The organism is Polyangium sp. 15x6 (assembly GCF_029960785.1).
Classification (GTDB): domain Bacteria; phylum Myxococcota_A; class Polyangia; order Polyangiales; family Polyangiaceae; genus Polyangium.
In genome coordinates this window covers 82,807-108,278 of the sequence record NZ_JASBQE010000014.1, presented here as the reverse complement: position 1 = coordinate 108,278, position 25,472 = coordinate 82,807, and the positions used below count along the sequence as shown (strand labels likewise).

General features: G+C 64.4%; 3 protein-coding genes. All 3 read left to right on the top strand.

The window, feature by feature from the left end; genetic code table 11:
* Positions 1-1,609 precede the first annotated feature (1,609 nt).
* From QHF83_RS13095 to QHF83_RS13085, 3 genes are read left to right on the top strand one after another with little or no spacing between them, the layout of a single operon-like run.
* Entirely contained in the window at positions 1,610-11,344 is a 9,735-nt protein-coding gene (locus tag QHF83_RS13095; RefSeq protein WP_282418139.1) for a non-ribosomal peptide synthetase, read from the top strand.
* Positions 11,344-24,765: a non-ribosomal peptide synthetase gene (locus QHF83_RS13090; RefSeq protein ID WP_282418138.1), complete on the top strand. Its 13,422-nt coding sequence runs from the start codon at positions 11,344-11,346 to the stop codon at positions 24,763-24,765. The genes QHF83_RS13095 and QHF83_RS13090 overlap by 1 nt, the downstream gene beginning before the upstream one ends.
* Positions 24,762-25,472, top strand: a complete 711-nt coding sequence (locus QHF83_RS13085; RefSeq protein ID WP_282418137.1) for an amino acid racemase — start codon at positions 24,762-24,764, stop codon at positions 25,470-25,472. The genes QHF83_RS13090 and QHF83_RS13085 overlap by 4 nt, the downstream gene beginning before the upstream one ends.

The window sequence follows — 25,472 nt, the reverse complement described above, 5'->3', positions numbered from 1 at the left end:
AGGTGATCCAGGAGCGTGCTCGGCCACGCCGGTCCCTTCACGCCCGACGAGGGCGCCGCGCAAGCTCACGGCACATGAGCGGAGGTTGAAGCAAAAGTAGCGAGGTTTCCCGAAGAAATTGAGTGGAGGCGCCGGGAATCGAACCCTGGCAGGATCTCGGGCGAGCCTGATGGAAATGGCCGTAATCATTTGGGTTTGTTTTTGCGGGGTGCCCCGGCGCCGTCCCTCCGAAGTCCGCTGAATTTTGCCGGTGTCCGTGGGGTCTGGGCACGATTTGGGGCACGGTCGGCGGACCCGGAGCGGGGCGTGTGGGCGTAGGTCAAGTGTAGATGTGTGTTTGTGTGTCGGATGGACACGGCTAGGGAGAGCTGTTTCCACTTGACAGTCGCGCACGAGCCTGCCTGGTCATGCGGGTACTTCATCCGGTACAGGTTGCCCCGACCTGTAGGACGCCTGATCACACCATCGAGCGCAGGGCCCACAGTGTTGGGGTGCTCGCTTTGAGCTCGCGGTCGACCTCGGGCAATTCGCCCACCGTCGTGTCCGCTGGAGCTCGGCGACGTGCTTGGGCCACTCGTGCGCGAGAAGAAGATCCATCGCGTGCGGCGGTAGATCCGAGAGAGCCCGGGCGGGCTTCTTCTGCGCCAGGAGAGCCTCGACCAGCAGCGGGATGTCCTCCTTGCGGTGGTGCGGCGGCGTGCACCTCGTCGCCGAAGACCGTCTCCCACTGCGTGATCAGCGTGCTGCTCTTCTCGCACCGCCTAGAGTCGAATCGACCGCGCCCGGAGTCGCCGACCGCGTGGACGTTTTGTTCAGCATCCTGCTAGCGCAAGCGCCCGCTCGAGCACGTCCGGTAGCTCCATTCAATGCGATGTTGAGGGGGGTCGTTCCGCTGAGTGTGGTCGTGCGGTAGCAGAGCAAGTTTGGGGCACACGCTTCTGCCTGACAGACGGCGCAGGGGCCTCGCCGTCCTCTAGCCACGCGTGCCCCCATGGGCACGAGGCTTCAGGTCATTGCGTCACGCGAGGCGCTGCGGCTGGGTTATCTGGGATCTCGGCACGAATCGACCAGCACCCTTCGGTACGCAGACCCCTGCGTTGGCGATGTGCGGCCCGTCGTTACGCAGGATCGAACCCCATGAGACACAGACGGTTAGGCTGACGGGAAAGGCTTTGCGGGGAGGCGAACGATTTCGCCAAGGCGTCGGTCATCAATGCCACGCAACGAAGCAACGCGCGATGCGCTTCGAGCAACGGTCCGATGACTGATACTCGGCTGAAAATTCCGAGGTCACACAAAGTGTCCATGCTATATCTTTCACGTTGGGAGACTGGTCGAGACACCTGGCGTTCGTGACCTACCTATCACCACTCTTGCTGTGATATTGCTTACGATTTGAGTATGCGCATGATCCATGCCTGAGTCGTCGCGCTAGCGAACCCGGGAAGCCCACGCCTGCTTGTTGGCAGCCTACTGAATGTGCAATGAGTCCATGGTAGACACAGTTGCGGTTAAGCTTGATTCCGAGCTGCTTGCGCAGGCGCGCACCACCGTTGTCATTGCCGCGACGTTCTCGAGCGAGCCCCTGAGCGACACCCTGGCGTTCTGGATGGCCGAGCTCGCAGTCTCCGCAGAGATCATTTTCGCGCCGTACAATCAGGTCTTCCAGCAGCTCCTCGATCCTGCGAGCGAGTTCGCCCGCAGCGGTCCTGGTGCGAATGTGGTCCTCGTCCGCCTCGAGGATTGGCTCACCGAAGGGAGCTCCCCGGGCCTCCCCGGAGAACGGCTCGCTCGGGCCGTGAACGACCTCGTAAGCGCGCTCCGCGCAGCGCCGCGTCGACGGCCATACCTCGTTTTCATCTGCCCAGGCAATCCCTCCGCAGACGCCGAGAGGCGCGCATCGCTCTCGGATGCGGAACAGAAGCTCGCCCGGGCCGCCAGCGTCATCGACGGCGTGTACGTCGTGACCAGCGAAGCACTCGCCAAGGTGTACCACACCCCCGAATGGTACGACCCGATCGGAGAGTCGCGTGGGCACATACCCTACACGATTCCGTTCTATTGTGCGCTGGGAACCCTCATTGCACGCAAGGTCTCCGCACTCCTCCGACTGCCTCATAAAGTGATCGTGCTGGACTGTGATCAAACTTTGTGGCGTGGCGTCGTGGCCGAGGACGGGCCCCGGGGCGTGATCATCGACGCGCCTCGTCGGGCCCTGCAGGAGCTCGTCCTCGCCGAGCAGGCCAAAGGAAAGCTCCTTTGCATTTGTAGCAAAAATGAGGAGGACGACGTTTGGGCCGTTCTCGACGCGCGTCGCGATATGCCCCTCGAACGTGCACATTTCGTGGCGAGCCGCATCAACTGGCGCCCAAAGCCGGAGAATGTGCGCGACCTCGCGCGGGAGCTTGGCCTCGGCCTGGACAGCTTCATCTTCATCGACGACAACCCCATCGAATGCGCGGAGATGAGAGACCGCTGCCCCGAGGTCCTCACCCTCGAGCTTCCCGAGGACGCGAGCCGGATCCCATCGCTCCTCGCGCACGTATGGGCGTTCGACCAGCTCGCAGTCACGGAGGAAGACCGGAGCCGAACGGAGCTCTATCAGCAGAATACGCTGCGAGCGAGCTACCAGCGAACAACTCTCGATTTCGCCGAGTTCATCGCCGGGATTGGTCTCGAGGTCGAGATCGCGCCGCTCGACCTCGCACGCTTGCCCCGAGCCGCGCAGCTCACCCAGCGCACGAACCAGTTCAATACGACGTTACGCAGGCGCAGCGAGCTCGACCTCTCCGACCTCTGCCGCTCCGGTGCACTCGAATGCAGGTCCATTACTGTCTCTGATCGTTTCGGGGCCTATGGGTTCGTCGGCTTGCTCATCTTCGAGGCGCGGAGCGATACGCTCGTCGTCGACACACTTCTCCTGAGCTGCCGCGTGCTCGGACGTGGGGTCGAGCATCGCGTGATGCGTCACCTCGGCTCGATCGCGGTCGAGCGCGGAATCACGTGGATCGACGTGCACGTGAGGCCAACGAAGAGAAACCGTCCCGCATGTGATTTCGTGCGGGCCCTCGTCGGCGAGGTACGCGACGACGGCGACGGCGGGTGGACGGCGCACTGCCATGCCTCCGCGATGGCCATGCTCGAGTTTCATCCGGGCGAAGGCAAGGAAGAGCCCGCCGCACGTGATGAAGCACCCTCACCCGTCGCGAAGAGAGGTGCGAGCCCGAGCGCCCGCGTCTTCGAGCGGATCGCTCGCGACCTTTCCTCGGTCGAGGATATTCTAGCGGAGATACGCCGCCGAAATCACGGCGCACGTCCCGTGCCGCAATTCGATGTCGCTCGCACGGAGCTCGAGGGGCGCATCCTCGAGCTCTTCGCCGACGCGCTGAGCGTCGAGCGCGTCGGCATCGACGACGACTTCTTCGTGCTCGGGGGAAATTCGCTTCGTGCGGTCATGGTGCTCAACAGGCTCCAGCGCGAGGTTGTGGCGTCCCTGAACCTCGACCTTGTGTTCGAGCACAGGACCGCCGGACGGCTTGCTGCACATATTGAGTCGATTCACGCCGCGGAGCGGGGCCTCCCCACGGGGAGGGGCAAGGACGTCGGCCACTTCGTGCTCGAGCAGCAGGAACGAACGAGCCTGATCCCGCTCTCCTTCGCGCAGCAGCGCCTCTGGTTCCTGGATCAGCTCGGGGCCGCGTCGTCATACAATAACTTCTCGGCCGTGAGAATGACGGGGGAGCTCGACGTCGCGGCGCTGTCCTCGGCGCTTTCCGAGCTTGTGCGCCGCCACGAGAGCCTGCGCACCACGTTCCATGTCGAGAATGGGCATCCGTGCCAACGCGTCAACGATCCCGTTCCGGTCTCGGTTCCTCTCGTGGATCTGCGTCACTTGCCCATTGAGGCGCAGGAGCGCGAGATAGAAAGGGGAGCTCGAGCAGAGGCCACACAACCCTTCGATCTCGGCGTCGACCTCTTGTTGCGTGCGCGCCTGCTCCGCCTCGGCGACGCTGAAGGCACACCTCTCGACCACGTCTTGCTCCTCACGATGCACCACATTGCATCGGACGGCTGGTCGTATGGGGTCCTGGTTCATGACGTCCACGCGCTCTACACGTCCTTCCTCCGCAGAGAATCACCGCCGCCTCTCCCTGCGCTGCCCGTGCAATACTCGGATTTCGCTGCATGGCAACGTCGATGGATGAGCGATTGTGCCCTCGACGCGGAGGCGCGATACTGGAAGACGCGGCTCGAACACGCGCCACCGCTTCTCGAGCTCCCCACCGACCGACCGCGTCCTGCCATACAGCGATTCCGGGGAGGCAGGGCAGCGTGCCTCATCGACGCGGAGATCACCCGAGGTCTCCGCGACCTTGGGCGGAGGACGGACACGACCCTCTTCATGACGCTGCTGGCGGGGTTCGAGGTGATCCTCGGGCGCCATAGTGGTCAGGAGGATCTCTGCGTGGGCGTGCCCATCGCGAACAGATTTCGACAAGAGCTCGAGCCGCTCATTGGCTTCTTCGCCAATACGCTCCCCATCAGGGTCGACCTCACGGGGGACCCCACGTTCCTCGAACTGCTGGCGCAAACCAAGAAGACGAGCCAGGAGGCTCATGCAAATCAGTTACTCCCATTTGAATGGCTGGTCGAGGAGCTGAACCCGGAACGCGCCCTGAGCCACAACCCCCTGGTCCAGGTCATTTTTGCGCTGCAGCCTGCCTCGTTGGCTGACCTCGTCCTGCCGGGCCTCGACGTTCGCGAGCTCGCCATCGACGTGCACATCGTTCGTGCAGACATCGAGGTTCACCTCTTCGAGCGAGGCGACGAGGTGACGGGATACTGGCTCTACGACGCCGATCTTTTCGACCGTGGCACGATCGATCGCATGATCGGCCATTTCCAAACGATCCTCCGCGCAGCCGCCGAGCGCCCCGGCGTCAGAGTCTCCGAGTTACCCTTGCTCACCGCCGCGGAGCGGCGCTGGATCGTCGACGAATGGAACGATACGGGGGCCGATTTTCACGAGACCCGCTGCGTTCACCAGCTCTTCGAGGAGCAATGCCGGCGCACCCCCGAGAACGTCGCGCTCGTCTTCGACGACGGGCAAACCGAGAAGCGCCTCACGTACCACGAGCTCAACACGCAGGCGAACCGCCTGGCGCACCATTTACGGAGCATCGGTGTCGGCCCGGAGACCGTCGTCGGGCTTTGCCTCCCGCGCTCGGCGAACATGGTCATCGGCATGCTCGGCATCCTCAAGGCTGGCGGCGCGTATCTGCCGCTGGATCCGGGCTACCCGAGCGCCCGCCTCGATTTCATGCTCTCGGACGCGAGGCCGCCTGTCGTCGTGACGGGCGCGCGTTCCGTGGGGCGCCTCCCGCCCTCGGATGCGCGCCTCGTCCGTATGGACGGCGATGACGTTGCGTTGGCATCGCGTGACGAGGAAAATCCCGACAGCGGCATCGGCCCGGAGAACCTGGCGTACCTCATCTATACATCCGGATCCACGGGTACACCGAAGGGGGCGCTCCTCGATCATCGAGGGCTCGTCATTGCCACCGAGGCGCAAATTCGAACGTTCGGTTTGACGAGCGACGATCGTGTCCTCCAGTTCGCGTCCCCCAGCTTCGACGTTTCTGCGTACGAAATCTGGATGGCCCTTCGCGTCGGAGCGTCGCTTCACACGGCCGGCGTGGACGAGCTCGCCTCGGGACAAACGCTGCGGGATTTCCTCTTGCGTCACCGTATCACGGCAATGGCTGTGACCCCCTCGACGTTATCGATTTTACCACCGGCGGACCTGCCCGACTTGCGCATGATACACGTCGGAGGCGAGGCGTGTCCGCCTGCTCTCGTCGAGCAGTGGGGGAGGGGGCGTCGCTTCGTCCATGTGTACGGCGCGACCGAGGCGTCTTTGCTGTCGGCAGCAGCAGTTTGCGATGTCCCTGCGCGGCCGCTCCCGCTGGGACGTCCGGTTCCCAACGCTCGCATCTACGTCGTCGACCGCCGTGGTGACCTCTCGCCTCTCGGCGTCGCGGGTGAGATCTGGATCGGTGGGTCCGGGGTGGCGCGAGGGTATCTGAATCGCCCCGAGCTCACGCATGAAAAGTTCATGGACGACCCGTTCGCCAAGGGGCGTGTTTACCGGACGGGAGATCTCGGCCGGCTTCGCGCGGATGGCAAGCTGGAGATCCTCGGGCGAATCGATCACCAGGTAAAGGTGCGCGGAATCCGGATCGAGCTCGGAGAGATCGAAGCGGCCCTTCGCGAAGACTCCTGCGTGAAGGACGCCGCCGTCCGTGCGTTCGAGGACGAGATGGGGGAGAAGCGAATCGTCGCCTACGTCGTCCCGACCCGCGACGGCGAGTCTCGGGAAACCCAGCACGTGAAGGAATGGCAAAGCCTTTACGAGGAGGTTTACGGGGCGCCGACGGCGAGCGCCGACGCGTTCGGTTTTACAGGGTGGACCTCCAGCTACACGGGCGAGCCCATCCCGACGCCCGAGATGAACGAATGGCTCGAGGGGACGATCGCGGAGTTGCACGCCCTGCAGCCCGCGCGTGTGCTCGATATCGGATGCGGATCCGGACTGGTCCTCTCCCGGATCGCCTCACGATGCGACACCTACCTCGGTACGGATTGCTCTCCTCGGGCGATTGCGCGGGCGCATCGGCTGACGCAGGAGAACGACGACCTTCGCTCCGTCCGCCTGTTGCAACGCATGGCCGACGATTTCGACGGGATCGCCAATCATTCGTTCGACCTCGTCGTGATGAACTCGGTGGTGCAGTATTTCCCGAGCACGGACTATTTGCTCCGCGTCCTTCGAGGCGCCCTGCGCGCGACGAGGCCAGGCGGCCACGTCTTTCTCGGAGATTTGCGGAACCTCACCCTTCTCCCCGCGCTTCACGCGTCGGTCGCTCTCCATACGGCTCCCGGCGATCTCGTGCGCGGAGCTCTCGCCGCGCGCCTCGCGCAGCAGGCGGAGGACGAGGAAGAGCTCCTGCTCGCCCCGGAATTTTTCCTCTCGCTACCTCGGACTTTGCCGGGGATCGAAGATGTGCGCATACGGCTCCTGCGGGGGCGCGTCCACAATGAGCTCAATCGGTTTCGATATCATGTGATCCTCTGCGTAGGGCCTACGCGTGAGAGTCACGGTCGCGCGGGCAGAAACGATGGCGCAACTGAATGGCGCGATTTCCAGCGCGAGGGGCTCACTCTCCTCGATCTCGGCAGGCAACTCCGAGCCTCGAAGGAGCCCGCCCTGTTGCTGCACAATATCCCGAATGCTCGCCTGTGGCGCGAGCTCCGCGCGCTTCAATGGTTGGGCGGCGCTCACGAAGAGACCGTCGACGCGCTTCGAGTTGCGTGCTCGGGGGAGCCGCTCGGTGTCGATCCCGAGGAACTGTGGGCGCTCGGTCAGGAGCACGCCTACCGCGTCGAGCTCAGCTGCGCGGAGGATCTTACCGGCGCGACCATCGAAGCGGCCTTCCTGCGCGAGGGCGCGCCCGCCCCTTGCATTCGTCGTCGCGTCGAGACGCTGAAGCCGCTTTCTGCCTACGCCAACGACCCCTTGCTCGGTAAGTTGCGGCGCACGCTCCCGGCCGCGCTACGGCAAGACCTTTCGCCGCGCCTGCCCGACTACATGGTGCCCTCGGCGTTCATCGTGCTGAACTCCATTCCTCTGACCGCCAACGGTAAGATCGATCGTGCGGCTCTGCCCCTGCCGACCAAGGCACGGGGCGCACCACGAACCCGTGGCGGTTCGCCCAGGAGCCCGACGGAGGTCACGATTGCGCACATATGGCAAGATGCGCTCGGCACAGAGGCGGTGGGCATCCGCGACGATTTCTTCGAGCTTGGCGGACATTCGCTCATGGCAACGCAGATCATCAGCAGGATGCGCGACGCGTTCGGCGTGCGCGTCCCGTTGCGTGCCCTATTCGAGCGGCCGACCGTCGAGCTGCTCGCGGAGCACGTCGACGCGTTGAGGCTCGCCGAGGAGAGCGTCGCCGCTCCGGCGCGCATTCAGAAGACTCCGCGTGACGGTGCGTTGCCCGCCTCCTTTGCCCAGCGGCAGTTATGGTTGCTCGACCAGCTCGATCTGGGCCGCGCGTACCACAGCCAGTTCGCCGTGACCCTCGAAGGGCCGCTGGATGTTCCCGCGCTCGAGCGAGCACTCCAGGAAATCGTGCGGCGCCACGAGGCCCTGCGTACGAGCTTCCTGGAGGAGGGGGGCGAGGTTTGGCAGATCATTCGACCGCCGCCGGCGTTCTCCCTCCGTATCGTGGACCTCTCGGGTCTCGCTCCTCGGTCGAGAGACGACGCCGTGCGGTCTTGGATCGCGGCTGACGGAGACGAGCGTATCGATCTCGAGAGAGGTCCCATGCTGCGCGGCCGGCTTCTTCGGCTCGGGGAAGAGCGATTCGTGCTGCTATTGACAATGCATCACATCGCCTTCGATGGCTGGTCGATCGGCATTCTATCTCGCGAACTATCCGAGCTCTATTCTGCATTCTCGCGCGGGAGGCCTTCGTGTTTGCCGGAGCTCTCGATCCAGTACGCCGATTACGCGGTCAGGCAGCGCGATGGGCTCCGGGGGGAGGTCTTCGAGCGTGAGCTCGGTCTCGTCTGCGAGAGGCTCCGGGGCGCGCCGACGCTGCTCGACCTGCCGAGCATGACGGACACCGTTGCGCCGCAACGGCATGGCGAAAGGCGCGCCGGGAGCGTGACGCTCCGGCTCGACCAGGAAATCGCGGAGGGTCTACGGCGCATTGGCCGGCAGAGCGGCGCCACTCTCTTCATGGTCACGCTCGCCGCTTTCCAGGTGCTTCTGTCGCGTCATACGGGAGTGGACGATCTGCTCGTGGGAACGCCGGTCGCCAATCGCGAACCAGAGTCCCTCGCGCCGCTGATCGGCTACTTCGTCAACACCGTCGTACTGCGCGCCGATCTCACGGGGAACCCGACGTTCATGGAATTCCTCGGTCGCACGAGGGCGGAGGCGCTCTGGGCGTTCGAGCGCCAAGAGTTGCCTTTCGAGCAGATCGTGGAAGCGCTCGCCGTCGAGCGCGTCCCAGGTCGCAATCCGCTTGTCCAGGTCCTGTTTACCGTACAGAACGCTCCGACAGCCTCGCTCGAGCTGTCGGGAATCTCGGTCGCGCCGTTCCCGCTCGAGCAGGCGCGAGCGCGAATGGATCTCGAGGTCGACATCATCGAGGGTGAAGGCGGCCCGACGTGTGTATGGGTTTACGACGAGGAGCGCCTCGACGCGGCGATGGCCGCACGAATGGCCTTCCATTTCAGGACGTTGCTCGCTTCCATCGTCGCTGACCCATCGCGTAACGTACGCGACCTCGAGATGTTTACGCCCGAGGAGAGACGACAGATCCTGTTTGAATGGAATGACACGGTCAGCGAGCAGCCCCCCGATCGATGCATTCATCACCTCATCGAGGAACAATGCGCACGAACGCCGGACGCCGTGGCGATCGTGTTCGACGAAATGGGGGCAGCTTCCCGCTGCCTAACGTACCGCGAGCTCGACGAGCGCTCGAATCGTCTCGCGCACGATCTCCGCGAGCTCGGCGTGTCCCGCGAGACGCTCGTCGCGATGCTCGTCGAAACCTCGACCGAGATGGTGGTAGGAATGCTGGCCGTGTTGAAGGCCGGCGGCGCCTACGTACCGATCGATCCGAAGAGTCCTCGGGATCGTGTGGCGTTCATTTTAAAGGACACTGGCGCGTCAATACTCCTCACCCAGCCGGCGCTCGTATCGACGGTGCTACCCTGCGATGCGCGTATCGTCGTCCTGCCGCGCGACGGGGCGGCAGCTTCTTTGGCGCGTCCGATGAAGGCACCCGAGAGCGGCGTTGCGCTCGCCGACCTCGCGTACGTCATTTACACGTCCGGGTCGAGCGGGCAGCCCAAGGGCGTGCAAGTCGAGCATCGGTCGCTCGTCACGCATTGCGTGCATTATACACGGTTTTACTCCCTGTCTCCGGGCGACCGTGTTCTCGTCCTCGCGCCGTACCACTTCGATGCCTCGGTCGAGCAGCTCTTCCCCGCGCTTCTCTCCGGTGCCACGGCCGTCCTCCCGAGCTGGGATCTCGAGCCGCGTGCATTCACACGAAAGCTGGTCGAGCTAGGCGTGTCCGTGCTCGACACCTCGGGCGCGCATTGGCGTGGCCTCACGATGGAGTGGCTCGACAACCCTGCGCTGCTCTCGGGGCATCGCTTGCGCAACCTGATCATCGGAGGGGACGTCATGCCCGCCGACGTGCTCGAGCCATGGCGCCGAACGCATCTCGCCGAGCACGTCCGCCTCTTCAATTGTTATGGCCCGACCGAGGCCACGGTCGCCGCCGCCGTGTACGAGGTGCCGCGTGACTTCGATGCCAAGCGCGCCCGCATCCCCGTCGGCAAGCCGCTCGCGCATCGCACTGCTTACGTGCTCGATCGTCATCAGAAGCCGGTCGCTGTGGGCGTCCCGGGCGAGCTCCACATCGGCGGGATCGGCCCTGCGCGCGGCTATCTGGGGCAGCCCGCGCTCACGCAGGAGAAGTTCGTCGTGATCGATACCCTACCGCCGCCGCCGCCGGGGCCGAGCGGCGAAGCGCGTCCTCGCCGTCTCTACAGGACCGGGGATCTGGTCCGGTGGTTGCCCGATGGAACGCTCGATTTCCTGGGGCGGATCGACAACCAGGTCAAGGTTCGTGGATATCGCGTCGAGCCCGAGGAGGTCGAGGCGAACATCCGAAAGCTCTCTGCGGTGCGGGACGCGGCGGTGGTCGTGCAGGAGGTCGGCAATCAGCGAGCTCTCGTGGGATACATCGTCTCCGCTGAGGGCCGCGGCGGGAGGATCGAGGAGGAGGTCCTCGACGCGTTGCGGGCGACGCTGCCGGAGCACATGATCCCATTGCGGATCGTCGTCCTTCCGGAGATCCCCCGTATCACGGCGAGCGGGAAGGTCGACCGAGCCGCGTTGCCGAAGCCGCCACCGACGCGATCCGCGGGCTCTTCGGTGGCGGCCCGCACGATGACCGAGGCGGCGATCGCTGCCATTTGGCAGGACATCCTCGGTCGGGGAAGCGTCGGCGTACACGACGATTTCTTCGAGCTCGGTGGCCATTCTCTCATGGCGACGCAGGTGATCGCCCGGCTCAACCGTGCCTTCTCCGTCCGATTACCACTCCAGCGCATCTTCGAGCTGCCCACCGTGGCTGCCCTCGCTTCGCTCATCGATAACGCGACACTGACGCGTGAGCTCGTGGCGAGCAGCCAAAGCGTCGCGCCCACGTCGGACGAAAGAGGCATGGAGGAAGAAGAGGGCGAGCTGTGATGACCATCGAACAGTTGCTCGAGGACGCTCTCGCGCGCGGCATGAAGCTCTGGGTCGAGAGGGACCGCCTTCGTTTCAAGGCGCCGCGCGGCGTCCTCACGGACGCGCTGCGCGAGGAAATTTCGCGGCGCAGGGACGAGATCATCGCGTTCCTCCGGCAGGTCGCGGTGGGAGAAGGCGAGTCGCCCATCGAGCCGGTGCCGCGGGCCGGCGGGCTTCCTCTCTCCTTTGCGCAGCAGCGTCTTTGGTTTCTGGATCGGATGGGCAGCGCGGCGGCGTACAACATGCCCATTGCGCTGCGCCTACGCGGCTCGCTCGATCTGGACGCGCTTCGGCGGAGCCTCTATGAAGTCATACGCCGGCACGAGAGCCTGCGAACGACGCTTTCGGAGCGCGACGGGGAGCCTTATCAGATCATCCATGCCCCCGAGCCCATCGCGCTTCCCATCGTCGACCTTCGTCATTTTTCTCCGGAAGAGCAGGAGGCGGAGCTGCGACGGCTCGCCCGCGAGGAGGCCCGGCGCCCCTTCGATTTGACACAGGATCCGATGCTGCGCGCGAGAATCTTCGCATGTGGGCTCAAAAATGAGGAGATCCGCGATCACGTCCTCTGCGTGACGATCCATCACATTGCCGCGGATGGCTGGTCGATGGGCGTGCTCGTGCACGAGCTCGAGACCCTCTATGGCGCGTTCACCGACGGACGCCCCTCGCCACTACCTGATGTCTCGATACAATATGCCGACTTCGCGGCATGGCAGCGGCGAAGCCTCGCGGGTGACGCTCTCACCGAGCTGATCTCGTATTGGAGGAAGGCGTTGGCGGACGCGCCAACCTTGCTCAGGCTCCCCACGGACCACCCGCGCCCGCGTACAGCGGCGTTCCGTGGCGCATCGATTCCGTTTCGAATCCCCGCAAAGCTCACGCGAGACCTCGCGGCTCTGGGTCTCTCCGCGGGCGCTACCCTGTTCATGACATTGCTCGCGGCCTTCCAGGTGCTCCTCGGCCGCTGTTGCCGCCAAGATGATGTCTTGGTGGGCGCGCCGATCGCCGGTCGCGGCCGGGCGGAGCTCGGGCCGCTCATCGGGTTCTTCGTCAATACTCTCGCGCTCCGCGCCGATCTCTCGGACGACCCGACCTTCCACGAGCTGCTCTCGCGTGTCCGGAGAACAGCGCAGGATGCGTACGCCCATCAAGATCTCCCCTTCGAGCGGCTCGTCGAGGAGCTCGCACCGGAGCGCAATTCGGGCGCCAATCCCCTGGTCCAGGTCGCGCTGGCGTTTCAAAATACGCCAGAAAGAGAAATCTCTCTGCCAGGGCTCGTGGTCGATCGAATCCCCGACGAAGCACAGTACGTGCGGCTCGATCTCGAAGTACATCTCACCGAACGAGACGGGGCGCTCGCGGGCCATTGGGTCTACGACACCGCGCTCTTCGAGTCCAGCACCATCGAGCGAATGATTGCCCGTTACCAGACGCTGCTGGCTGGCGTCGTGGCTCAGCCGAAATCGAGGATCAGCTCTCTGCCCATGCTCGAGACCGCCGAGCGGGCTTTCATCCTGGCGAAGAGCAGCGGGCCCACTGCGACATGTCCGCGTGAGGGTGGCATCCAGCGCGTCTTCGAGGCGCAGGTCGAGCAGACGCCCGATGCCGCGGCGTTGATGTTCGACGATGGGGCGCAAACGATGACGCTCTCGTATCGCGATCTCGACGATCGAGCGAACCGACTCGCCAAGTACCTCCAGTCACGAGGCGTCGGCCCGGAGACGATCGTCGGCATTTGCCTGCCGCGTGGCATCGAGCTCATCGTCGCGCTCCTCGCCATCCTCAAGGCCGGGGGGGCTTATTTGCCGCTCGATCCAGACTACCCCGAGGCGCGCCTCGCGCTCATGCTCGAGGACGCGCGACCGTTGCTGGTAATCACCACGGTTGAAACTGCAAATCGACTCGGGCATGGCGTCGCGGTGTTGTGCCTCGACGCAGAGGCTGATGCTGCGGCCATTGCATCGTCGTCCCCCGAGGTTGATCCGAGCGATGCCGGTCCAATGACCCTCGCGTACGTCATCTATACCTCGGGCTCCACCGGGAAACCCAAGGGCGTGCTTGTCGAGCACCGAGGCCTTTTCGACGTCGTCGAGGCCGGGAGGCGCATCTTCGAGCTCGGGCCGAGTGACCGTGTGCTCCAGTCCGCCTCGATATCCTTCGACGCCGCCACGTTCGAGATATGGATGGCGCTCTCGGTCGGCGCTACGCTCTGCATGGGCGTGCGCGAGGCCATGCTGCCCGGCGGACCGCTGGAAGCATTTCTTGCACGCCACCGCGTCACCGTCGTCACGCTCACTCCCTCGGTGCTTTCGCTTCTCTCCTCCGCGCCGCTCCCGCATCTGCACACGATCAACGTCGCGGGTGAAGTTTGTCCAGCGGCGCTCGTGCGGCTCTGGGGCCACGGTCGCCGGCTTTTCAATCTGTATGGCCCGACCGAGGCGACGATCTGGTCCTTGGCGACGCGCTGCGCCGATTCACACGAGGCCCCGCCGATAGGGTACCCAATCGACAACACGCGGGCATATGTCCTCGAGCCGCAGGGCACTCTCGCGCCCATCGGTGTCCCGGGTGAGCTGTACATCGGCGGGGCGGGTGTGGCGCGTGGTTATTTGAACAGGCCCGAGCTCACAGATTCGCGCTTCGTCGAGAGCCCCGTTGGCGACGGCAGGCTCTACCGGACGGGGGACCTCGCGCGGCTGCGCGCGGACGGTTGTTTCGAGTTTCTGGGGCGCATCGATGAGCAGGTCAAAGTCCGGGGATATCGCGTCGAGCCGGGGGAGATCGAGGCCGCCATCGCCGAGCATCCTGCCGTTCGCGAGGCGGCGGTCTTGCTCCGCGAGGATACGAGGGGCGAGGCGCGGCTCGTTGCGTACGTCGTACCGGAACCGGGCGAAGACGCGATGCAAAACGAGCGCGTCGAGCAATGGCGGCGGCTCAATGAAGAGACCTACGCCGAAGTGCCTGGCAACGGTGGTGTAACCTTCAACACCATCGGCTGGAGCTCGAGTTATACAGGACAACCCATTCCTGCCGCTGAAATGGACGAATGGGTCGAAGTAACCGTCCGGGAAATTCGCGCGCTTTGCCCGCGGCGTGTGCTGGAGATCGGCTTTGGGTCGGGCTTGCTCCTGGCCCGCGTCGCGCCGGACTGCGAGACGTACTGGGGCACGGACCATGCCGCCAAGGCACTCGCGTATGTCGAGCGAATGAGGCGCCGTCTCGATGGTTTCGAGAATGTCGAGCTCCTTCAGCGAATGGCGGACGACTTCTCCGGTATCCCCGAGGGTTTCTTCGACGTCGTGATCCTGAACTCGGTTGTTCAGTACTTCCCGAGCGTCGATTATATGCTCCGCGTCGTCGAAGGCGCGATGCGGGCGGTGTCGCCAGGCGGAGCCGTGTACATCGGCGATGTGCGGAGCTTCAAGCTCCTCGAGGCGTATCATGCATCGGTGCAGCTGCATCGGGCGCCAGAGGAGATGCGGCGGCCCGAACTCGCGGCGCTCGTGGAACAAAGGATCCGCGACGAGGAGGAGCTGCTTCTCGATCCGGAATTCTTTCTTGCGCTGCGATCGCGTTGGGCGCAGATCGATAGCGTCGAGCTACGTTTGAAACGTGGCCGCTTTCACAACGAGCTCACGCGGTTCCGTTATCAGGTCGTCCTGCGCCTTTCGGGTGCTGGCGCGGCATGCGTCGAGCGAACGAAGCCCGGGCGCGACGAGGATTTCACGCGCTCGCCGTGGACCCCGGCGTCCCTGCGGGAGTGGCTCGTCTCGGCTCGGCCCGATCATGTCGGAATCGCGAACGTGCCGAATGCGCGACTCGTCGCGGAGTCTCGGACGCTCGCGTGGCTCGCGCAAACGCATGACGAACGCGTGTCCGACCTCCGCTGGGCCATTGCGGAGGCACCGAAAGGCGTGGATCCGGAGGATCTCTTCGCGCTGAGCGACGAGTTGCCTTATGATGTCGACGTCTTCTGGTCTCCCACCGGCGACATCGGGACGATGGATGTCGCCTTCTTCAGGCGCGGGAGTGAAGCGGAACGCGGAGACGCGACGACGGGGACACCATGGCCGCAGACGCTGCCCTGGAGGGCATACGCGAACAACCCCCTCCTTGGAAAGCAGCACCGCCGCCTCGTTCCGCTCCTTCGCGACGCGCTGTCGGCGAAGCTGCCGGAGTTCATGCTCCCTGCGGCCTGGGTGACGCTGGACGAGTTGCCTCTCTTGCCGAACGGCAAAGTTGATCGGAAGGCGCTACCCGCGCCCCTGCCACAGCAGTCTGCTTCTCGCCAGACCTTCGTGGCGCCCCGCACCGAGACGGAGAGTGCCGTCGCCCGTATATGGTCCGACGTCCTTCGCTTGGATCCCATTGGCATCCATGACAGCTTCTTCGAGCTGGGCGGGCATTCCTTGCTGGCGACGCAGGTCGTGTCGCGCATACGGAGCTCGTTCATGCGAGAGGTTCCACTCCAGGGATTTTTCGCCAAACCCACGATCGCTGCGCTCGCCGAACACCTCGATGCTGCCGCGCGGAAGGGGACGAAGCGATCGGGAGACGCTATCACGCTGACGTCGCGGCAGGGGCCGATACCCGCGTCGTTCGCGCAAGAGCGACTCTGGTTTCTGGATCGATGGGGCGCCGGAGTGGCGTACAACGTCTTCGGGGCGCTGCGGGTGATCGGCAATCTCGATGTGCGAGCCCTCGAGCGCGCGCTGGGCGACATCGTACGCCGCCACGAGGTCCTCCGCACGACGTTCACGCTCGAGGGCTCCGAGCTACGCCAGATCATCCACCCGGACGTCGGGATCGCATTGCCGGTCGTGGACATCGGACACATACCCGCCGACGCGCGCGGCACCGAGGTCGAGCGGATGGCGGAGGTCGAGTCCGGAAAACCGTTCGAACTCGCGAACGACTCCATGCTGCGTGCTCGTCTGCTGCGACTGGCGGTCGACGAGCACGTCCTTTTCCTTCACATGCACCACGTCGCCGCCGATGGGTGGTCGATCGGAGTCCTCTGGCGGGAGCTCACCGCGCTTTATACGGCATTCGTACATGGCGAAGAGCCGGTTCTACCTGCGCTGCCGATCCAGTATGCGGACTACGCCGTGTGGCAACGCCGACGGCTCCAAGGCGAGAGACATTCTGCGCTGCTCGGATACTGGACGGAAAAACTCTGGGGTGCGCCCGAGTTTCTACAGCTCCCCACGGATCGGCCCCGCCCACCCGTGCAAACGCATCGGGGCGCCGTGGTGTCGTTCCGCATCGACGCGGAGCTTACCTCCGAACTCTCGAAGTTGGGCCGGAGGACCGGGGCGACCCTCTTCATGGTCTTGCTCGCGGCCTTCGATGTTCTCCTCTCACGTCTCTCCGGTGCGGAGGACGTGGTGGTCGGCGCGCCCATCGCCGGCCGAAACCATCAGGAAATCGAGCCCCTCATCGGGTTCTTCGTGAATACCCTCGTGCTTCGGGCGAACCTCGCGGGGGATCTTACGTTCATCGAGCTCTTGGAGCAGGTGCGGAGGACGACGGAGGAGGCGTTCGACCATCAGGACCTGCCGTTCGAGCGCCTGATCGAGGAACTCTCGCCGGCGCGGCACGCGAGTCGCAGCCCGCTCGTGCAGGTGATGTTTGCTCTGCAAAACGTGCCGGATGTCGAGCCGTCGCTGCCGGACCTTCATGTCTCCCCGCTTGATATCGGCATACGTACGACCCGGACCGACACCACGCTGCATGTGACGGAGCGCGCGGGCGGGCTTGCCGGATACTGGCTTTACAACACGGATCTGTTCGATGAATCCACCATTCGACGTTGGATCGATCATTTCGAGAAATTGCTCACCGAGATCGCGGCCCACCCGGAAGAACGTATAGGGCGGCTGCGGGTGCTGGCGACTTCGGAGCGGCGGCGCCTCCTCGTAGAATGGAACGATACGCGGGTGAAGTACCCGTCCGACCGATGCGTTCACGAGCATGTCGAGGAGCAGGCAAGGAGAGCTCCCGATGCGATCGCGCTGGAGTACGAAGGGCAGCGGATGAGTTATGGGGCGCTCGATGTCCAAGCGAATCGGTTGGCGCATCACCTGCGCTCCCTCGGTGTAGGGCCGGAGGTGTTCGTAGGGTTGTGCGTGGATCGCTCGCTCGCGATGATGGTGGGCCTGCTCGGGACCCTCAAAGCCGGCGGCGCGTACGTGCCCATCGAGCCCTCGTGGCCGGCGGAGCGCGCGAGGTTCGTCCTGGAGGATACCCGAGCGCCCGTGCTCCTGACGCAAACCCATCTCGCGGCACGGATGGCTGCCACCGGGGCGCGTGTCGTGTGCGTCGACGAGGTTCCTTGCTCGTGGTCGACGTTGCCCGATGTACCTCCGACGACGGGGGTTCACCCACGCCATCCAATTTATGCGATTTACACGTCGGGCTCCACGGGCAGGCCCAAAGGGGTCGTCGTCGAGCACGCGTCCGCCTTGAACCTCGCCTTTGCCCTGGATCGCGCGGTTCATGCCGGGCGCCGGTCGCCGCTGCGCGTCGCGCTGAGCGCGTCGATCTCGTTCGACGCGTCGGTCAAGCAATGGCTCCGGCTCTTGTTCGGCGACACCATCGTCCTCGTGCCGCAGGAGACTCGGCTTGACGCCGAGCGTTTCGTCGAGTTCCTGAGGACACGAGCGATTGACGTGCTGGATTGCACCCCGATGCAGGCTGCGCTGCTCCTCGACGCGGGTCTGTACACGAACGGCGGGGGAGCGCCGAGCTGCATTCTCGTCGGAGGGGAAGCCATCGATGGTACGACCTGGTCGCGCCTCGCGCGCGCGGAGCCTCTGGAGGCATTCAACGTTTATGGTCCAACCGAGTGCACGGTCGATGTCACCGCGGCGAGGATCCACGTATCCTCGGTCCCGGTGCTCGGTCGTCCGCTCGCCAACGTGCGCGTCTATGTGCTCGACGCCCGACGCGAGCCTTTGCCGATCGGGGCGCCTGGCGAGCTTTACGTCGGCGGAACCGGCGTCGCGCGAGAATACTTGAATCGACCCGACCTGACGGCGGAGCGCTTCGTCCACGACCCCTTCTCGCCCGAGCTCGGAGCGCGAATGTATCGCACCGGCGATCTCGTTCGATGGCGCGCCGACGGCAACCTTGAGTTTATCGGGCGTATCGACGACCAGGTCAAGATCCGAGGCTTTCGTGTCGAGCTCGGCGAAATCGAGTCGGTGCTCTCTGCGCATCCCGCCGTTCGTGCATGCGCCGTCCTCGCTCGTGAGGACGCGCCGGGCGACAAGCGGCTCGTGGCCTACGTCGCTCCATCGAAGGGTGGGGTCGAGCCGAGCGAGCTGCGCGAGCACCTCCGCGCGATGTTGCCCGAGTACATGGTTCCGTCTGCATTCGTGGTGCTCGACGCTTTACCGAGCACCCCCAACGGAAAGATCGATCGCAGAGCGCTCCCGGCGCCCGTCGTGGACGACCCGAGCCCTGCCCGAAGAGCCCCGCGTTCGCCCACCGAGCGCGCTCTCATGGAATTGTGGCGGGAGATTCTCGGCATGAAGAGCGTCGGACCGACCGATGATTTCTTCGCCCTCGGAGGCCATTCCCTGCTCGTCGTTCGGCTTCTCTCCGCTATGAAGTCGGCGCTCGGGTATGCGCCCTCCATGGCCACGTTCTTCCAACGGCCGACCATCGAGGCCATTGCGGCGCTCATCGACGAGACGGAGGAGAGGCCAAGGCTCGCCGCCAGTGTGTGGCTCCGGCAGCGAGAAAATGGCGCTCCGCCGTATTCCGGCCTCTCCAGCACGGAACGTCGCATCTGGTTTCTCGAGCGCCTTCATCCGGATGCTCGAGCGTACCAGGTACCACGTTCATTCAGGATCGTGGGCGCATTGGAGCCAGAGGCGCTGCGCGAGAGCCTCTTCGCGTTGGGTGAGAGACACGAGATCCTGCGGACGGGTTATCGTGAGGACTCCGGCGCGCCCATCCGGGTGGTATGGGATCGGGCAGCCATTGTCTTCCACGTCGAGGATCTCTCACGGCTCCCCGACGACACGCGTGAGGCGTCGCTCCGCGCTCTCTTCGTGACGGAGGTCGAGAAGCCGTTCGATCTCGAGCGTGGACCGCTCACGCGCGTGCTCGTGGCTCGCGTTTCCGCAGAGGAGCACTTCGTATTGCTCCATCAACACCATATCATCACCGATGAGTGGTCTACCGGTATCTTGGTGCGCGAGTGGGCCGCGCTCTACGACGCGTACCGCCGGGGGGAGGGCGCCGCGATCAACTCGCCGCGCTTCCAGTTCTCCGATTATGCACGCGCAGAACGGGGCGCGCTCGAAGGTGGACACTTCGAGCCATCGCGCGAATACTGGAAGACGCTGCTCACCGGGGCGCCGAGGCTCGTTTTGCCCATCGTGCGCGCCCCGCGTCAGGGCGGGCCGGGCCCCGTGGCACACGTTTCGTTTCGCCTCGGAGCCGAGACGTCTCGCGCCCTCGGAGCGCTTGCTCGTGCGCTCGGTTGCACGCCATTCATCGTGTGGTATGCCGTGATCTCGGCGTTGCTCGCTCGACTTTCAGGACAAGCCGATTTCGTCATCGGGACCGTCGTTGCGAATCGTGAGGTCACGGGCACGGAGGGGATCCTCGGATTTTTCACGAACACGGTCGCGCTCCGGGTGGTTCTCGACGGCGACCCCAGTGTCCGAGCCTGGATCTCTCGGGCGCGGGAGACTGCGATCGAGGCCTACCGCCACCAGGCACTTCCTTTTGATGTCGTCGTGGGCGACCAGGGAATGGCGCGCCGCACAGGTCAATACCCGCTTTTCGACGTGAGCTTGTTCGAAGTCACGGGCGCGGAGAGCCTGCCGGGTGGATGGTCGCCGTACTCTCTCGACGTGCCCGAAGCCGTCATGAATGCGAAGAATGCGCTCTCCGTCGCGATCCATCACGTCGCTGACCGTACCGGCGTGACCCTCGCCTTCGACACGTCCCGCGTCGATCGCGCCGCGGTCATCGAGTTGTGGGACGACCTCCACGCCATGCTCGTCGATGCGATCAGATCCCCGAAGAAGCGTATCTCGGAGCTGTCTTTGCCGAAAGCGCGCGAATATGTCGCCGTCGAGTTGCCCCTCGACGATCCTGCGCCTCGCGTCGACATGCACGACGATGACGCAGCTCCCCGTTCGTCCACGGAGGAGGTCGTGGCCCAGGTCTGGCGTGATGTGCTAGGGGTCGCTCGCGTGGGGGTATCCGACGATTTCTTTGGTCTCGGGGGACATTCCCTGCTCGTCGTGAAGGTCGCAGCGCGGATACGAAAGACGCTCGGTATCGATCCGCCCCTGCGCATCCTTCTCCAGAACACGACCGTCGCCGCGCAGGCGGCGCGTATCGACGAGCTACGAGCGAACAAGCCAATGCGCGAACTCGCCATTTCCAAGGCGCGTCGCGATGGCCCATTACTACTGTCGCCCGCCCAGGAGCGAATCTGGTTTCTGAGCAAGCTCGAGGAGGACAGCACGGCGTACAACATGCCGCTGCGCCTCAGGCTCCTGGGTGAACTCGACGCTGGAGCGCTCGGAAAAAGTCTGCGTGAGATCGTCCGCCGTCATGAGAGCCTACGCACGAGGTTCGTCATCATCGACGGCGAGCCGCGACAGGTCATCGACCCGACAGCGCTCGTTCTCCCGGTCGTCGATGTCGCCGAGCACGGGGCGGCGCGGCCTTTCCGGCTCGACGAGGAGTCGCCGTTCCGGGCGCATCTCCATCGGGTCTCGGAGGCGGAGCACGTCTTGTCGATCGACATACATCATATCGCTTCGGATGGCTTGTCGACGGGCGTGCTCCTCGGCGAGCTCAGGGAGCTCTATACGGCGTTCAGAGAAGGCAAACCCTCGCCGCTGCCCGAGCTTTCGATCCAGTACGCTGATTTTGCAGCATGGCAACGGGTCCACCTCTCGAGCGAGGCCATGCAAAGCAAAGTCATGTCGTTGCTGCATGCGCTCGAAGGGGCGCCGCCGATGCTTTCATTGCCCCAGGACTTCCCGCGCCCCGCACACAAGGCTTCTGCAGGTGGGTCCGTCTCGCGTTCGCTCAGCCCCGTGCTCTCCCGTTCCGTCAGAGCGCTGGCGAGGCGAAACGATACCACCCTCTTCACGGTACTCCTCACGGTATTCGGGCTCGAGCTTTCGCGGTGGGCCGGGGAGGAGGAGCTCGTCATCGGCACGCCCATCGCCGGCCGCAGCCATGTCGAGCTGGAGCCGCTCATCGGGCTCTTCCTGAACATGATCGCACTGCGCATCGACGTCTCCGGCAATCCTTCCTTCGTGGGGCTGCTCGGGCGCGTGCGGCGTGTGGTGCAGGATAGGCTTGCGAATCAGGACGTTCCATTCGAAAAGCTTGTTGCTGCGCTCTCTCCTGCGCGCCACGTGAACCATCACCCCATCTTTCAGGTGGTGTTCAATATGGTGCCTGCCGATACCGCTGCGCTCGAACTACCCGGTCTTCGAGTCGTGGAGGAGACGGCGCGCTCGAGCGTGGAGGCGAAGTTCGACCTCACGCTGTATGCCGTGGACCTCGAGGGGGCAATTGAGCTCCGCGCGGTGTACGATGCCGCGCTTTTTACTGCCGACCGCATCCAGCATCTGCTCGATCAGTACGAGCACTTGCTCCTCCAGATCTGCGACGATCCGACAAGGCCGGTCGACGAGTATTCGTTAATCACGGAGCGCGCGCGTGCGCTCCTACCGGATCCACAGGCGGTGCTCCTCGAGCCGCACTACGCGTCCGTCCCGAGCATGTTTTCAGAATGGGCCGAGCGTGCACCCGACGCCATCGCGCTCGTGCGAGGCAAAGAGGCTTGGACCTACCGTGACCTCGCGCAGAGTGCCGCCGCCATCTCGAATGCCCTCGTGGAGCTCGGGGTTCAGCCGGGCGACACCGTTGCCATTCATGGGTGCAAGAGCTTCGGCCTCGTCGCGAGCATGCTCGGCGTTCTCGACGCTGGGGGAGCGTTTTTGCTTCTCGATCCGAGCTTGCCGCGACCAAGGCTCGCCGCCATGCTGGAGGCGTCGGACGCAAAGTACGCAATTTCGCTTATTGCCGACGGCGACGAGATCAGCAGTTTCTCGCCCCGTATCCTCCGGGAGATCCGGGTGGATCCCCACCAGGGTCTCGTGAACCGAAGCGCGTTCCCGGCGGCCCTCGGCGCTCGCGCGATATCGCCGAACGGGGCCGCGTACATCTTCTTCACCTCCGGTACGACAGGCGTTCCCAAGGGCGTGCTGGGCGTTCACAAGAGCCTCTCGCATTTCTTGCAATGGGAGAGGAAGCAGCTTCGCGTTGGTCGAGACGATCGCGTTGCGCTGCTCATCGCGCTCTCTTTTGACGCAGTTTTGCGCGACGTTTTTCTTCCGCTCACGAGCGGAGGCTCGCTGTCGCTAAACGTCGATGACGGTCTGGTCGATGGGCGCCGGCTCGTCGAGTGGCTCGAGCGCGATCGGATTACGCTCATCCATACCGTGCCCTCGCTGGCGGAGACGTGGCTCTCGGACTTGGCGGAGGGGCGCGCGGTCGAGAGCCTTCGCTGCGTCGTACTCGCAGGCGAGCCTCTGCGCGACGTATGGATCCACCGCCTACGAAGGACATTCCCCAGTGCAATGATCATGAATTTCTATGGGGCCACGGAGACGACCATGACGAAGTTCTGCTTCGAGGTCCCCGATCCACCCATCGCAGGCGTACAGCCGATCGGTCACCCAATGCCCGAGACCCAGGGGCTCGTACTTCGTGACGGCCGTCTCTGCGGCGTCGGCGAGGCAGGCGAGATCGTCATCCGGACGCCGTTCCGCACGAATGGGTACATCAATGGCTCGGAGGTGGATCGGCAGCGATTTTCGCCGAACCCATATAGAGATGATCCCCAGGATTTGCTCTACTTCACCGGCGACGTGGGCCGCTACCGGCCCGATGGCTCCATCTCGATATTCGGGCGCCGCGACGAGCAGGTCAAGATTCGCGGCGTCCGCGTCGAGCTCCGCGCCATCGAGGTGGCGCTCTCACAGCACCCGGACGTTGAGCGTGTCGCCGTCACGACCTTCGGCGAGGGAATGCAGAAGCAGATCGTCGCATACGTCGTCGGGCGTCGGGAGGAAGGGCGCGCTTTTTCCCTCGCGCCCACAGCCGCCGCCTTGCGCCATTTCATGCAGGATCGGGTGCCCGAGTACATGATTCCCTCCGTGTTCGTTGCGCTCGATGTATTGCCGCTCAACACGAGCGGGAAGGTCGATCGCCGAGCGCTGCCGCGACCCAACCTGGAGACCGCGCAGCGGCAGAAGTACGTCCCGCCACGGAATTTTCACGAGCAGAGACTCCTCGAGATCTGGGCCTCGGTCCTCGATGTTGGGCCCATCGGCGTTCGTGACGATTTCTTCGAGCTCGGCGGTCACTCACTCCTCGCGGTGCGGCTCATGGCGAAGGTCGAGGACGCCTTCGGCAAGCGCCTACCCCTGGGCGCCATTTTCCAGCACCCTACGGTGGAAGCGATGACGCAGCTCCTCACGAGCATCGACGAGACTCATGCCTGGGCTCCGCTCGTGCCCATCCAGCCCCGTGGCAAGCGGCGCCCGCTGTTCTGCGTCCCTGGCCTCGGCGGCAACGTCGTCGGGTTTCATGGTCTGGCGAAGCACCTGGGGCCCGATCAGCCCGTCCATGGCCTCCAGACGGTTGGTCTCGACGGTGTCACCAGACCTTACTCGACGATCGAGCAGGTGGTCGACCGCTACATCGTCGAGATTCGTGCTGTTTCTCCTCGGGGGCCCTATCGCCTTTGTGGCCATTCCTGGGGTGGAAGGGTGGCCTTCGCGATGGCGCAGGAACTCGTTCGGTGCGGTGAGAAGGTGAACCTCTGGATCTTCGACTCGAGCTCGCCCGACATGGTGAAGCCCAAGAAGAATGATCGGAAAGAGGAGCAAGTCATCGCGGACTTCATTTCAGGCGTCGAGATGACGTTCGGTGAGGTCTTTTCTGTCACGGTCGACAACCTCGAATCCCTCACCTCGGACGAGCGCGTTGGCGTCTTGCGGGGCTGCCTCGAGAAGGTAGGGGTCCTCGCGCCGGGAGCGAGCCTCACGCACGTGCGCGGGATGCTGAATGTTTTCCAAGCCAATCGAGGCATGCCGTATGTTCCGCGGGCTCTCGTCCCCACGCCGTTCGTGCTCTTCGTGGCAGACGACGGAGAAGAGCTCGGTCGAAGGAAGTTGGAAGGCTGGTCGGCGCTCACTGCAGTGGAGCCGATCCGTGTTCCGGGCACGCACATGAGCATGCTCGAAGAGCCCCACGTCCAGACGATTGCGCGCGTCATCGCAAGGCAGCTCGCCGAACTAGATTCCTTGGAGGAAGCGTGAACGCCGTAGAGCAGCCGTCCCCCACGCTCGGCATCCTCGGAGGCATGGGCCCTGTCGTCTCTGCCGAGTTCGTCAGGACCATCTATGAATACAACCGGAAGCCCGCGGAGCAGGATGCTCCCCAGGTCATCCTTTTCTCACTCCCCTCGGCGCCTGATCGTAACGAGAGCATCTACACGAAGAACGAAGAGCGCCTCCTCGTGTTCATGGAGACGCAGCTTCGGCGTCTCGATCCTCTCTGCGATCGAATCCTGATTGGTTGCTGCACGGCGCATCATTGGCTGCCGAGCATCACCGCCGAAGCCAAAAGGAAGGTGCTTCCCATCATGAATATCATCGACCGCGAGCTCGAGAAGAGCGACGAGCCCGCGCTGCTCCTCGCCACGCGGGGCACCTATGACAAGCGCTTATTTCGGGAGGCCTGCAAGAACGCCGATCGCGTCGTCGAGCCCGACCGTGCGGATCGGGAGGCCATCATGGCGATCATCTTCGACGTCCTCAAGAAGGGCAAGGATCCGCACACCGTAATCCCTACCGTCGAACGTTTGCTCGATAAGTATGGCACGCGGACATTCATTTCGGGGTGCACGGAGTTCCACCTCCTGGCGAAGATCCTCGACACTCGCGAGAGCAGCTCGGTTCGCGCGATCGATGCCTTCAGCATCGTCGCCCGTGACTTCCACGACATCGTCCGCCTGGGGACGTAG